15 protein-coding genes are annotated in these 14,398 nt (G+C 38.3%); 10 read left to right on the top strand and 5 right to left on the bottom strand.

Going from position 1 to position 14,398, the window contains the following annotated elements:
* Positions 1-41 precede the first annotated feature (41 nt).
* The 4 genes from ftsY to HMPREF1505_RS08750 all read right to left on the bottom strand — a co-directional run bounded on the left by ftsY (position 42) and on the right by HMPREF1505_RS08750 (position 4,419).
* The gene (gene ftsY, locus HMPREF1505_RS08765; protein WP_036924729.1) at positions 42-992 is read right to left on the bottom strand and encodes a signal recognition particle-docking protein FtsY; all 951 of its coding nucleotides are present in this window, start codon (positions 990-992) and stop codon (positions 42-44) included.
* Positions 993-1,517: 525 nt separating this feature from the next.
* Positions 1,518-2,693: an MFS transporter gene (locus HMPREF1505_RS08760; protein ID WP_036924727.1), complete on the bottom strand. Its 1,176-nt coding sequence runs from the start codon at positions 2,691-2,693 to the stop codon at positions 1,518-1,520.
* Positions 2,694-2,871: 178 nt separating this feature from the next.
* Complete coding sequence (panB, locus tag HMPREF1505_RS08755; protein WP_036924725.1) at positions 2,872-3,690, bottom strand: 3-methyl-2-oxobutanoate hydroxymethyltransferase; 819 nt, start codon at positions 3,688-3,690, stop codon at positions 2,872-2,874.
* Between the two features lie 105 nt (positions 3,691-3,795).
* Positions 3,796-4,419, bottom strand: coding sequence for an HAD family phosphatase (locus tag HMPREF1505_RS08750; protein ID WP_036924723.1), 624 nt, complete (start codon positions 4,417-4,419; stop codon positions 3,796-3,798).
* A 69-nt stretch (positions 4,420-4,488) separates the two neighbouring features.
* Between HMPREF1505_RS08750 and HMPREF1505_RS08745 the strand changes: the two genes are divergently transcribed.
* The 6 genes from HMPREF1505_RS08745 (at position 4,489) to HMPREF1505_RS08720 (ending at position 8,458) form a co-directional block, all read left to right on the top strand.
* Positions 4,489-5,259, top strand: a complete 771-nt coding sequence (locus HMPREF1505_RS08745) for an RsiV family protein (protein ID WP_036924721.1) — start codon at positions 4,489-4,491, stop codon at positions 5,257-5,259.
* Between the two features lie 50 nt (positions 5,260-5,309).
* Positions 5,310-5,933: a 16S rRNA (guanine(527)-N(7))-methyltransferase RsmG gene (gene rsmG / locus HMPREF1505_RS08740; protein WP_013265377.1), complete on the top strand. Its 624-nt coding sequence runs from the start codon at positions 5,310-5,312 to the stop codon at positions 5,931-5,933.
* Between the two features lie 68 nt (positions 5,934-6,001).
* Positions 6,002-6,646: an MBL fold metallo-hydrolase gene (locus HMPREF1505_RS08735; RefSeq protein WP_036924719.1), complete on the top strand. Its 645-nt coding sequence runs from the start codon at positions 6,002-6,004 to the stop codon at positions 6,644-6,646.
* Positions 6,647-6,671: 25 nt separating this feature from the next.
* Positions 6,672-7,247, top strand: a complete 576-nt coding sequence (gene ruvC, locus HMPREF1505_RS08730; RefSeq protein WP_004359457.1) for a crossover junction endodeoxyribonuclease RuvC — start codon at positions 6,672-6,674, stop codon at positions 7,245-7,247.
* Between the two features lie 119 nt (positions 7,248-7,366).
* Positions 7,367-7,882: a hypothetical protein gene (locus tag HMPREF1505_RS08725; RefSeq protein ID WP_013265832.1), complete on the top strand. Its 516-nt coding sequence runs from the start codon at positions 7,367-7,369 to the stop codon at positions 7,880-7,882.
* A 30-nt stretch (positions 7,883-7,912) separates the two neighbouring features.
* Complete coding sequence (locus HMPREF1505_RS08720; RefSeq protein ID WP_013265742.1) at positions 7,913-8,458, top strand: hypothetical protein; 546 nt, start codon at positions 7,913-7,915, stop codon at positions 8,456-8,458.
* Between the two features lie 334 nt (positions 8,459-8,792).
* On the opposite strand, the gene HMPREF1505_RS08715 is transcribed toward HMPREF1505_RS08720, so the two are convergent.
* On the bottom strand, positions 8,793-11,096 hold the full coding sequence (locus HMPREF1505_RS08715; RefSeq protein WP_036924715.1) for a transglycosylase domain-containing protein: 2,304 nt from the start codon (positions 11,094-11,096) through the stop codon (positions 8,793-8,795).
* A 163-nt stretch (positions 11,097-11,259) separates the two neighbouring features.
* Here HMPREF1505_RS08715 and pyrB point away from each other — a divergent pair, with 163 nt between their 5' ends.
* The 4 genes from pyrB (at position 11,260) to pyrI (ending at position 13,670) form a co-directional block, all read left to right on the top strand.
* Positions 11,260-12,207, top strand: a complete 948-nt coding sequence (gene pyrB / locus HMPREF1505_RS08710) for an aspartate carbamoyltransferase (protein WP_036924712.1) — start codon at positions 11,260-11,262, stop codon at positions 12,205-12,207.
* A gap of 22 nt (positions 12,208-12,229) precedes the next feature.
* Positions 12,230-12,649: a hypothetical protein gene (locus HMPREF1505_RS08705; protein ID WP_231480385.1), complete on the top strand. Its 420-nt coding sequence runs from the start codon at positions 12,230-12,232 to the stop codon at positions 12,647-12,649.
* A gap of 43 nt (positions 12,650-12,692) precedes the next feature.
* Positions 12,693-13,112 (top strand): hypothetical protein, encoded by a 420-nt coding sequence (locus HMPREF1505_RS08700; RefSeq protein WP_231480384.1) that lies wholly within the window; start codon positions 12,693-12,695, stop codon positions 13,110-13,112.
* 102 nt (positions 13,113-13,214) lie between these two features.
* Positions 13,215-13,670, top strand: coding sequence for an aspartate carbamoyltransferase regulatory subunit (gene pyrI, locus HMPREF1505_RS08695; protein WP_013265703.1), 456 nt, complete (start codon positions 13,215-13,217; stop codon positions 13,668-13,670).
* Positions 13,671-14,398 lie beyond the last annotated feature (728 nt).

Raw genomic sequence — 14,398 nt, 5'->3', positions numbered from 1 at the left:
AATATCACTTCATCAACACCCAACATTCAACACCCAACACCCTATTTAAATAGGCTATCAACAAACTGCACCTTATCAAAAAGCTGCAAGTCTTCCATGCCTTCACCTAATCCAATATACTTAACAGGAACCTTCAATTGGTCACTAATACCTATCACGACTCCTCCCTTAGCGGTTCCATCAAGTTTCGTAATAGCCAAAGATGTAATCTGTGTTACAGCAGCAAACTGACGTGCCTGTTCAAAGGCATTCTGTCCAGTACTTCCATCAAGTACAAGCAGTACTTCGTGTGGAGCCTCAGGAACAACCTTCTTCATGACATCCTTAATCTTCTTCAACTCGTTCATCAAGCCTACTTTATTGTGCAAACGACCTGCCGTGTCAATAATCACTACATCCGCACCATTTGCTTTAGCACTTTGCAGTGTATCAAAAGCAACACTTGCAGGGTCTGCTCCCATCTGCTGTTTCACCACTGGAACACCAACACGGTCACCCCAAATTTGAATCTGCTCAACAGCAGCAGCGCGGAAGGTGTCAGCTGCTCCGAGATAAACTTTCTTTCCAGCTTGCTTAAACTGCCAAGCAAGTTTACCTATGGTTGTAGTCTTACCGACACCATTTACTCCGACAACAAGTATAACGTATGGGTGTGTACCTTCTGGTAACGTCCATTCTCCATTATCTCCAGTATTATTTTCAGAGAGTAATGCTGTTATCTCACTTTTAAGAATACTATTAAGCTCGCTTGTTGAAACATACTTATCGCGGGCAACGCGTTCTTCAATGCGTCGGATAATCTTAATAGTTGTATCTACACCGACATCAGACGTTACAAGAATCTCTTCAAGGTCGTCTAAGACCTCATCATCTACTTTTGACTTTCCTGCCACTGCACGTGTCAGTTTTGAGAAAACATTTTCTTTTGTTTTCTCAAGTCCTTTGTCAAGTGTTTCTTTCTTCTTCTTACCGAATAAACCGAATAATCCCATATAATTAGCTAATTTGTTGCAAAGATAATAAAAAGTTGACGAAAAAGCAAATTTGCTTTACAACACAATGAAAATTAGTATTATCCAAGAAATATTTACGCTATAATTTACGTGTTTAAGCCTAAGTGTATTCTTTTTTATGATAAGATTGAATAGTAGAGTTTGTTTTTAATAGAAATAATATAACTCATCACATATCGTGTTAAGCCTCCGCACTATTCGTGCTAAGGCTTTGCACCAATGGTGCGGAGGCTTAACAACATGCTTTATAATACTAAGAAAAACTATATTTGTTTGTGATTAGAAGTGTCATTTACTATTAAAACCGGCTTATATAGTATAACATCAATCGAAATATTAGTTTTATCAGATTACAGTAAACGCAAGTAAGCATTCCTTATGCTCAAAGAAATGCTTACTTACAACGTTACTAACGAGTTTATGAGAACTTATTAAGTATCTTTAATCAAATCGATATATAAAATACTAATATTCAAATATGTATCAATAAATAATTAAAGTAAATTATCGATGCTTATGCTTTACATACCAGCTATGGATAAACGTATCATACAGAATCAGTGAGACTGCTAAAATTCCAAGTCCAATCCATAAGATGAGAGGTAGTTCAAGATTAAATACTCCATAAGAAAGAACCAACCCGACACCGATACCTGTTTCCCAAGCCAGTAAAAATGTACTCTGACTCGTTCCACGTTGACAATGGTCTGACATCTTTATAAAAAAGAGTAAGAATCTACTTCCTATCAATCCTACACCCAGACCAATAAGGATTGGTACGATATAGCTAACACTTTCCTGATTTCGAGTAATCATCAGTAGAATTGCAATACCAATAACAATCATTCCTGTTGTGGCTTCACTGCGAAGATCAGCATCTGCAAAGACAAATCTTTCAGCAAGAATTGCTATAATAAAGCCCACCATCAGCATTCCATAAAAACGAGGACTGTGTTCTATACTCAAAAGAAGTCCAACAACAGATGTGATAAGAGTCACGTTGACAAAAAGCCAATGACTACCTTTCAATAGAAAACGATCGCAAGAAAAGCGAGAGAAATCCTCACTTGGCATACGAAATGGAAATCTTATTAAGTTGACAAAGATAAAAGAAACAGCCACGCAGATACAAGACAAGAGGAGCACTGAAGCAAAATTCATTGTTTGATATACCATGATTCCCGCTAAAGGACCAAATGAAAGCGCAAAACGTCCAAACCATGTTGCAGCATGGTTTGCTTCTGTTCTGTGTACAGCTTCAACAGTATCAATAATGAGTGTACTAAGAAGGACAAGTTGCGAAAGACCATAGAAAGCGCCTTGTATGAAACGAAGTCCTACAAGTAGCGTATAATCAAAAGAGTTATAAGGTAAAATACTTAGATAATAAAGTACCCCTGTAACTGCCAATAGTAATAATGTTGAGACATTAAATACATTTTTGCGACGATAGCGTTGAACAAGATAGCCAGAAAGACTACCAAAGAGATATATCCCAATAAAGAACACACCCATTACCAAAGCTATCTGTAACATAGAATATCCTCTAACTTCCATACGCAAAGGTATGGTAGCAACGAGCATATAAGACGACATGACTAACAAGAGATTAGCCATTGCCAATAACCAAAAATGCTTATTCCACAAACGAACGTGAACAGGTATGTTTTGAGTATCCATAAATCATTATTATCCAGAAATTAATCATTATGTGAGTTAGACTCTGAAATATGTAATGTATTTTGTTAGAGATAGATGAATACAACAATCTCTATTTAGCTTTTAAATACATATTTCCATTAATAAATCCAACATCATTTAGAATCGTAATTTATAAATTCTTATCTATAAACGAATATTAATATGACTCAGATTCTGAAGGAAAACTCGTATCCTTCACACATTTAATATATTCTTGTACACCCTCTGTCATACATTTGTTGACATTAGCGAAATGACGGAGGAACTTAGGCTTGAAGCCCTGTGTCATACCAAGAGCATCTGCATAAACAAGCACCTGACCGTCTGTACCATTACCAGCGCCGATACCTATCGTTGCAGCTTTCACCATAGAAGTAACCTTTGTGGCTAAAGAAGCAGGAACTTTCTCAAGGGTGATAGCACTGACACCTGCAGCATCAAGCGCAAGTGCATCTTCTATAAGTTTCTCAGCTTCTGCGTCGTCTTTGGCACGTAGTCCATATCCACCAAACTTATGAATACTTTGTGGAGTAAGACCAAGATGTCCAATAACAGGAATACCAGCATCAACTATTCCTTTAATAGTATCAGCAATCTCCTTACCACCTTCCATTTTGAGTGCACCTGCACCAGTTTCTTTTATAATACGAATAGCATTGCGAATACCATCTTCACGACTTATCTGATAAGAACCGAATGGCATATCACAAACAACAAGACAACGTTGACATGCACGTACAACAGAACGTGCATGATAAATCATCTGTTCAACAGTAATAGGAGTTGTATCTTGATTACCTGCCATCACATTCGATGCAGAATCACCAACAAGAATACTATCGATTCCAGCGGCATCAATAATTCCTGCTGTCGTAAAGTCATAGGCAGTCATTTGAGTAATCTTCTCCCCCGCTGCCTTCATTTCCAATAATGTTTTTGCAGTAACTTTCTTCTTATCTGTTGTTAAATATCCCATAATCACTTTTATAATTCAATAGTCCAATCCTTTCCATTTTATGCTTTATAAGCAAATATGATTTTGAACCTTGACTTTTGTTTCGGGCTGCAAAGTTACTCCTTTTTAATGGTCTGACAAAGTAAAACCATCATAATTACTAATAACCTCCTTTGTGTAAGGTTCAATTTCAGCCACAGAATTAGTCGTAGCAAGACCTATTACACGTGCTCCTGACGCAATTCCCGAACGCAATCCATTAAAGCTATCTTCAAAGACAATGCATTCTTTAGGTGATACACCAAAACGAGCAGCAGCCTTAAAGTAACAATCAGGAGATGGTTTACTCTCTTTAAAGTCTTCAGAGGTTAGAATCTCGTCAAAGTATCCCTTAAATTCTGGATGCTTATTATAAACATTCAGCATCTTCTCAAGGTTAGAACTCGTAACAACAGCAGTCTTTATACCTTTACTTCTAACATCTTTCACAAAGTCCTCGAAGCAAGCAATATAATTAAAAGACATATTCTGTTCGTATTCATAGAGAAGTGTAGTAACTTCTTTCTGTTTATCTTCGTCTCCAGTAAAATACTTATCGTATATCTGAACAAGTGTCTGTCCTTTAATAATATGCTCAAAATTATCAATGTTAGGACGAAGTCTTTTATCCAAATTTCGCCAAAACAAGGTATATAAAGGCTCTGTATCGAACACAACTCCATCCAAATCAAACAAACAAGCTTTTACCATTTTCCTCATTTATTATTATATATTATAATGCAAAGTTACAAAAACTTTTCGTAACTTTGTAGCCTATATATGACAAAGAAGTTATTTACAATATTTGCTTTTTCCACAATGCTAATATTCATTATGAGCAGTTGTGAACACAAGTCATCAGCACCAAAGAAGTTGGATATCCCAACAGCTGTCGTTTCTGTAGACACTGTAGCTCGTCTTTCAGATGCAATACAATGTCATGTACATGTAGATTTCACTTACTTAAAAGAGAGTAAACATGCTGCTGTCAATGATTCTTTACTCAGAATGGGGCTTTTACAACCAGACTATTTCGCTGTCAAAAACGATAAACTCACTCCTCAAACTGCTATTCCATCCTTTGTAAGGCAGTATATAAAGCAGTATATGGAAATAGCTCAGCTTATTCGTCAGAAAGAGAGAGATAAAAGTCAACTCATTGGGGAGCTAACTATCAAGACAGAATTAAGAGCTGCTGCGGACAAATATATTACTGCCTTATCACATATTGCCATTAACAATGGCAATGGGCAGCTTACAAAGTATACGATTGTACGTAATTTTAATCCCCAAAACGGTAAACTTATCACACTTCAAGACCAATTTGGTAAGGATTATAAAGAAACGCTAACAAAGGAAATCATTGCGCGTTTAGCAGAGAAAGAGGACCTTGAGAAAGATGATATAGCAGGATTACAAGCAAAGGGTTATTTCATTGGTATAGCCCCCTACCCTGCAGATAACTTCATTCTTACAGATGATTCAACTGTATTCATCTATAGCCCAGGTGAGATTAGTCAGAAAGAAGTTAGAGTTGCTATCGACAACTAACATTCTCTATGGCTTTATTTTTGTACCACTAAACCTCATACAAAAAGATTATGATTGAAATTATAAAGAAATACTTTCCTCAACTTACTCCAAAACAGGAAGAACAATTTGCAGCGCTCGATGCACTATACCACGACTGGAATGCAAAAATTAATGTCATTTCACGTAAAGATATTGACAATCTTTATGAGCATCATATTCTTCATTCATTAGCTATAGCAAAATGTATAAACTTCCGTGAAGGTACAAACGTCCTTGACTTTGGTACTGGTGGAGGCTTTCCTGGTGTTCCTCTTGCAATCTTCTTTCCTGAAGCCAACTTTAAACTCATTGATGGTACAGGTAAGAAAGTAAGAGTTGCACAGGAAGTTGCTGATGCAATTGGCCTTGAGAATGTCCTCCCTTCTCACCTACGTGGAGAAGAAGAGAAAGGAAAGTTTGACTTCATTGTATCACGTGCAGTGATGCCACTACCTGATTTAATGAAGATTGTTAAGAAGAATATTGCATCAGACCAACATAATGTTTTACCAAATGGTGTCATTGTTTTAAAAGGTGGAAACCTTGATGAAGAACTGAAACCATACAAAAACATTGCTGAGAAAACTGAACTTTCACAATGGTTTGATGAAGAATGGTTTAAGGAGAAATATCTTATTTACGTACCAGGATAATCCTATTCCCTACGCTTCTATAATATAATTCTTCTTCATTATCAACCATTTATACTCAAATATCACTTATGCTTAAAATCCAAACTTTTGAGGTTAATCCTCTTCAGGAGAACTGCTACGTTGTCAGTGACGAAACTAAGGAATGTGTTATTATTGATTGTGGCGCACTTACCGAAAGCGAACAGAACTCTATCATTGATTATATAAAAGGGGATGGGCTAACACCTGTCCACAATCTTGGTACCCATGGCCATCTTGATCATCACTTTGGTGATGCTGCTCTTCTTACTGCCTTCAATCTCCAGCCAGAGGTTTCTGAAGGCGATAGTGTATTTATGAATAATCCAAAGCAGGCAGCTGCACAGATGCTGGGAATGCAACTGAACTATGACTTGCCTGCTGGTGATTTAAAACTAACAGACAAGCAAATTATATCATTCGGTTCACACACCTTTAAGGTTATGCATACTCCTGGACATTCTGGCGGTTCAGTATGTTTTTATTGTGCAGAAGAGAATGTTATCTTTACTGGTGATACCTTGTTTAAAGGAAGTATTGGTAGAACAGATTTCCCAGGAGGTAGTATGTTTCAGATTATTAGTAGTCTTCGAGAACTTGCACAACTTCCCGACACTACTATTGTTTATCCAGGGCATGGACCACAGACATCTATCGGTTTCGAGCTATCTCATAACCCTTATATGGACCGATAAAACACAAGTAAAATAATTCCTCAAGATGAAGACAAGAAGTTCACAACCCGAAAAGATACTACTTGGTATCGATCCTGGCACTAATGTGATGGGATATGGTGTGCTACGTGTCTGTGGAAATAAAGCTGAACTTGTTGTCATGGGTGTCATTGACATGCGCAGGGAGAAAGATGTATATCTCCGATTAGGTAGAATATTTGAACGTGTAACAGGTATTATCGACGAATATTTACCCGATGAAGTAGCCGTCGAAGCTCCTTTCTTTGGAAAGAATGTACAATCAATGCTGAAACTTGGACGTGCGCAAGGTGTTGTTATTGCTGCAGCTATTAACCACGATGTCCCTATTCAAGAATACGCACCATTGAAAATTAAAATGGCAATTACGGGAAATGGCTCAGCCTCTAAGGAACAGGTTGCTGGTATGTTACAAAAGCTACTACATCTACGTGACGATCAAATGCCCCATTTTATGGATGCTACGGATGCTGTTGCAGCAGCTTATTGTCATTTCTTACAGATGAGTCGGCCAGAAACGGATGCAAAACACTATGGGTCTTGGAAAGATTTTGCGCGCAAAAATGCGGACAGAATAAGATAAACAAATATCTAACACGGCTGTATTTAGTCATGAATACAATTATGTACATTAAACCTATAAAACTTCAATAACGTCAAAGATAACAACTAAAACAACACAAGGATTTAAGTATCAAGCGTATGAAAAATAGAATAATAGCTCTTTCATTCCTACTCGCATCTGTACTTACGGTGAATGCCCAGCAGGAGCGTGTATCGAAACAACTATATGCAAGTGCTTACAAGATAGCAACTGACAGTAAAGAAGATGTAAACGTGCGCAAAGCAGCTTCCTTTAAAGTCGACGCAATTACCTATCTTAATACTCGGACATTATCTGCTCTTGTTGATACAACGAAGCAACTTTCTACTAAGGATATTGCTCATCTCAACGCACAACTTGACTCTATGGCTTATTATATGCATGAGTATGTTAATCTCTTTACGAAAGAGTATGCACGTGCTGACAAGCAAAAGAGAAAAGAGCAAATTCTCAAGATATTCCGTGATGCAAGTATTAATCACCCACTCTACAATGATCCTGATAAGAATCTTGTTTTGGTATACTTCAATAGTGAGGACTATCTTACTCAGTTCTCCCTCGATACCGATTGGATTAAAGCATTGGCAGAAGTGAAGAAGAAGTTGGCTGAGTAGTACAAATTCAATCTTTTAAGATACATAACAATGCAAGACGAACAATTAAGATATTCATTTGAAGACAAATTCAAAGAGGATTTAACAACTTATCTACAAGGAAAACAACTTGTAGATAATATGTTGCCAGATATTACCGACATGGAAGATAAGTGGTTGGGCATTGCTGAAGCTTACTTACCTGATGGTATGCGAGAGTTTGCCAACTACCCTACCGTCTCCCTTGGTTGGATGATGTACATCGGTATGGCAATAGCTAAATATTGGGATGAAGACTGGGGGTTGTATAGTAAAGTAGAGAATCTCTACACTTATCTACGCGATCGTATTGATTATGACCACATGGATGACTATATTTGTGAGAAAGTTCTACTCCTTTCTACTGAAGAGCATAAGGATATTGCTGCTATTGTAGGAAAGTGTGCAGCACGAACCAATAGCCTACTCCGTCATCTTCCTATTGCACCAGGTAGTAGTGATGCCTTTCAAGCATATGTGGCAGCACTTCACCAAATGTATTATATGGGTGCAGCCATACAGCTAAAGCGTATGGGCTATCACATGACAAAAATATAGTTTTAACCCTTTTCTGTCTAAGATTATAAAGAAAAGCTTACGATTCATCATATTCATGAATCCGTCTTACCCTTTTCAACTTACGTGTGGACGCTTAGCACACATTGTGCGAATGCTCCGCACAACATGTGCGGAGGCTTAGCACCAATTGTACTAAGTGTTAAACACGCTATCATCTATAAATAAATAAGTAAGAACTTATTGTTAGAAGTTATAAGAAAGTATCTTTATTGATTTGGTATGATTCACAACAGGCATAAGAAAACAGGGACACCCGATGAGGTGTCCCTGTTTTCTTATATATCTATCAATGTCTAAAGATAGATATTATCACTTAGAAGTACTCTTCTTGTATACCATTAACATTGATAGTGTCAGCCGTCTCACAAGGATTAAACTTAGCAGGAATAGCAAACTTAGTACCTTGATTATATCCTAATCGTTTGTCAGCATAAACACGCTGCATAAAGTAAGCCCACACTGGCAAGGCAGTTGTAGCACCTTGACCCATTGATGTATGGTCGAAGTGGATATCACGATCTTCACCACCAACCCAGCAACCGCTGACAAGTTCTGGTGTAATACCCATAAACCAACCATCCGAGTTATTGTTTGTTGTACCCGTCTTTCCACCAATATCAGCTGTAAGATGGTAAGCGTAACGCAAACGACTACCTGTACCACCCTGAATAACGGCACCCAACATATCAATCATTTGATAAGAACTAACCTCTGAAATAACCTCTGTCATCAATGGTTGGAACTTAGCAATGACATTACCATGGCTATCTTCAATCTTAGTTACAAAGAGCGGAGCACAACGAATACCACCATTAGCAAAAGTTGTATAGGCACTTGCCATCTCACCAACAGAAGCCTCACAAGGTCCAAGACATAACACTGGACTTGTATTCTTATCAATATCAGGATTATTCAATCCAAAGTCATGTAGAATGCTTACGAACTGAGACGGACCGAGGAGGTTAATCAGATACGCTGAAATCCAGTTGTTAGACTGTTGTAAAGCCCAGCGCAAAGGGACCTCTTGACCATAACGAGCACGTGAACCATTGCGAGGAGTCCATCCTCCATAAGTGCGCTGTACGTTTGGGGCAAGTGTACAAGGAGTCATACCATTCTGCATTGCAAGTGCATAAAGGAATGGTTTTATAGTTGAACCAACTTGACGACGACCACCCATCACAACATCATACTTGAAATGTTGATAATCAATACCACCAACATAAGCCTTAACAGCGCCCGTATGTGGGTCCATACTAACAAAGGCTGAACGGAGGAATGACTTATAGTAACGTATTGAGTCGATTGGCGTCATTACCGTATCAATATCACCATGGTATGTAAAGAGCGTCATCTCATGTGGTGTACGGAAACTACGTCTAATCTCATCAGGTGTAGCTCCCTGCTCTTTCAAACGCTGATAGCGTAGTGTCTGGCGACAGGAGCGATTCAATATCTCTTTAATCGTACGACGTGATATATTAGATGAGAATGGAGCATTCTTCTTATAATGCATAGCCTGATTGAACTGTGACTGTAAGTATCCACCTACATGCTTACGCACAGACTCTTCAGCATACCGTTGCATACGTGTATCAATAGTCGTGTAGATACGTAAACCATCAGTATTCACATTATAAGGCTCACCATTACGCTTCGTATTCTTATTACACCAGCCATAAAGTGGATCCTGCTCCCATGCAATTGAATCAAGAACAAACTGACGATTCTGCCATGACTGATAATTCTCACGCTCCGGTTTCTTTGCCATCATATATTGACGAAGGAATGCTTGGAAATAATCACCTGCACCACTCACTGGCTTTGACCTCGTAAAATGAAGTCCTAAAGGACGCTGTGACAATTCTTTATATTCATCTTTCGTTACATAGCCAGACTTAACCATCTGCATCAAAACAACGTTGCGACGTTGCAAACAACGCTCTGGATGACGAAGAGGATTGAACATTGATGGGTTCTTGCAAAGTCCTACTAACATAGCAGACTCTGTCACCGTCAACTTACGTGGTTCCTTATTGAAATAGACATTAGCAGCTCGCTTAATACCAACAGCATTATGAAGGAAATCAAAATAATTGAAATACATAGCAAGTATCTCTTCCTTCGTGAAGTAACGTTCCAACTTCACTGCAATAATCCACTCAATAGGCTTCTGCAAAAGACGTTCTACTGTGCTGTGTGCCTTCTCTGAGAAAAGCTGTTTAGCAAGCTGCTGTGTGATTGTAGAACCACCTCCAGCACTTGCCTGTCCCATCACACCACGCTTCACAACAGCACGTCCAAGGGCTATAAAGTCAATACCTGAATGTTCATAGAAGCGCTCATCTTCTGTCGCAACAAGGGCATGAACAAGGTGTGGCGACAGTCCATTATAGTCGATTGCCACACGATTATTGTTATCCGCGTTCCAAGTACCGATAAGTTGTTGGTCTGAAGAATAGACTTGCGAAGCAAACTTATCTATAGGGTTAGACAATTCATCCATATCAGGCATGTACCCTACCCATCCGTTCCATACAGAGATGAAGAATACGAAGACCAAGCCCAAGATGGCAAGAAGTGACCCCCAGAGGAAATGTACAAAGTGTCTTCTCATAATTGTGAAAATATTATGCAAAGATAATGTAAATCAATGGATAAGCAAAATAAATAGATGTTTTTTTGATATAGGTGGATATTTCCCTTTCTATAGTTCGTTGATTAGAAAATAATAATGTACCTTTACCAACAGAAAAGAACTAAAACATCACAAAACAAAAATGGAAAAGCATAACTTTGTGAATATCCAAGGGTTAGATCGTGAGCAACTACTCTACCTTATTGAAATGGCTCAAGAGTTTGAGAAACATCCAAACCGAGAGCTACTTAAAGGTAAGGTTATCGCAACGCTCTTCTATGAGCCTTCTACACGTACCCGACTTAGTTTTGAAACAGCGGCTAACCGACTCGGCGCACGTGTTATTGGCTTTACCGATGCAAAGGTTTCAAGTGTCAGCAAGGGTGAAACACTAAAAGACACCATCCTCATGGTCTCTAATTATGCCGATGCAATTGTTATGCGACATTACATAGAGGGTGCAGCACAATATGCTTCTGAAGTGGCTCCAGTGCCTATCATTAATGCTGGCGACGGAGCACATCAACATCCTTCACAATGCTTGCTTGACCTTTATACGATTAATCAGACACAAGGAACATTAGAGAATCTAAACATCTATCTTGTTGGTGATCTTAAATACGGCAGAACGGTTCATTCTCTTCTTATGGCTATGCGCCATTTTAATCCAACGTTTCACTTTATTGCACCAAAGGAACTCGCTATGCCTGAGGAGTATAAGGTGTACTGTCGTGACTATAACATCCACTTCGAAGAGCATGAGGATTTCACGCCAGAAGTGATTGCGAACGCAGATATTATCTATATGACACGCGTACAGAAAGAGCGCTTCTCTGACCTAATGGAATATGAACGTGTAAAGAATGTTTATATTCTTCGTCGTGATATGCTCTCATTGGCTCGTCCGAATATGAAGATTCTTCATCCGCTGCCACGTGTGAACGAGATAGCATACGATGTTGATGATAGTCCACATGCTTACTATATAGAACAGGCTCGTAATGGTCTTTTTGCGCGTGAAGCTATTTTCTGTCATTGTCTTGGTATATCTATGGAGGAAGTAAAAAACGATAAGACAATTTTAAAATAATAACTTTATCATTTTTACGAGTATGAGTATATTAAAAAAGAGTACGTTTGCCGCTCTGCTACTGATGCTTTTGACCACCCTATTCAGCTGCGAACTAAACTCTGAAGATGGTCGTTGGGATCCTATGAAGTGGACTTCGAACCGCCCAGGAGACCCAAGAAAGATTACTGCTACAGCAGAAGGTGGAACTTATCAATTAAAATGTACCAATTATGGGGGACCATGGATTAATAACGTTACATCTCAAGACACAACCATCTTTGGTTCAAGTAAAGAGCAAGATTTTCATCATATTCAATTTGATTGGTACGATGTATTAGCGAAAGGAAATACTTTTTATATCACTCTCCTCCCCAATACAACTGGCAAAGAACGCAAACTATTCATCGATGTGACAGCAGGTGACATCTTCGATCATATAGAAGTGACACAAAACAAATAAAATATACTCATAATATCTATATAACTATATCCATTTAATGAGCATGAATAAACTTAAGAATGTAACGTTTGTAGCGTTGTTACTGGTTCTTTTAGCCACCCAATTCAGCTGTAGCAAGGATACAGTTGATGAACTCCACAGAGCGACATTTAAGTGGACTACAGACTATATAGGTGATCCAAGGAACATAACAGTTCCTGCTGAAGGAGGTACCTATAAGTTGGTATGCGCCAACTACCAAACTCTGCGATTTGCAAATATGGCTGTTGAAGAATCTGCAGCACAATATGGGAATAAGGTTATCAGCACCGGTATGGTGGGAAGATGGTACACTGCAGAATTAACAGGCAACACACTCACGATAACCATCGAGCCTAACACCACAGGCAAAAAACGTAAAGTAAACTTTTGGTTAAGAGCAGATGATGCCGTAGATAGAGTAGAAATCATCCAAGAAAAATAGAAATAGACTCATAATGCCTATGAGTGAACAAAGAAAACTGCCCACAAATACCCTGTCAGGCATTCCTTCATATCAAGGAGACGGAGTGAGGCTCATATCATTATGTCAAAGAAAGAACGTCTGGTAGCTGCTATTGAGAGCGGCACCGTTATAGATCATATTCCAGCAGAGAAGACTTTTCAGGTTGTGAACCTATTACAGCTCCAGAAGCTCTCCACACCTGTCACTATTGGTTTCAACTTCTCATCGAAGATGGTAGGCACAAAGGGAATCATCAAGGTGAGCGATAAGTTCTTTACCGATGATGAAATTTCTCGCTTGTCGGTCGTGGCACCGAACGTGGTGTTGAACATCATTAATGACTATGAAGTGGTAGAGAAGAAGAAGGTTGTGACACCGGATGAGCTTCGGAGCATTGTAAGATGCAATAACCCAAAGTGTATTACTAATAATGAACCTATGGACACTATCTTCCATGTTGTCGACAAGGAACATGGTATTCTTAAATGTCATTACTGCGACAAAGAGCAGGAAATGGAGAAGGTTGAACTGGTATAGTCTGCCAGTTGCTGAATAAACAAGTTTCGAAGTAGACAAGTTGACGAGTTTACAAGTAGACGGGTTGCTTGTTTGATGGATAAGTTGATATTTTAAACAACTATCTATGAGTAATTTAATTGATATCATTAAAGCTAATTAGATTGAAGTATTTTATAAATTATAGACTTGTTTATTCAGCCTTAAAACTATCTTTTCCTATTTATCTACGTGATGAGAAATCATTTTTTTAGTTCTTCCGTTAAATGTGTGGACGCTTTTCGTATTGCGTTAACGGAAGAACCGAGGTTACTTATCAAACAAAAGCATAGCTAAAACAGTCATCTATCTATCCTATTATCACCCTCCGTCATTGAAGACTTCTCATTTTAAGACTTCGAAAATATGCTGACAAGGGTTTGAAAAATCATTACATAATTTCAAATAAGACATCTATAAATAACGAAAATAACATATACTAAAAGCAGGTTTATAACCATAAGGAAATCAATTAGTTATAAAGTAACAAAGTAAAAGGTGCTTAATTGGACTTCAAAAGGGCGTTAGTAAGGGGCTTAAAGGGCACCTTTTGCAAGCCAATTGGGCGTCTTTTAGAAGCCAAAAGAGCATGTATTGCTTTTGAACTGTACGAAAATAGTTTACAAAAACAAATAACATAGGAATAAATTGTGGTTCTTCCGAAATATGGAGTGATAAACTAAAAGTCTTATATAATAGGCACACGGAGT

The organism is Prevotella sp. ICM33 (genome assembly GCF_000517825.1).
Lineage (GTDB): Bacteria > Bacteroidota > Bacteroidia > Bacteroidales > Bacteroidaceae > Prevotella > Prevotella melaninogenica.
This window is presented reverse-complemented; position numbering and strand designations above follow the sequence as displayed.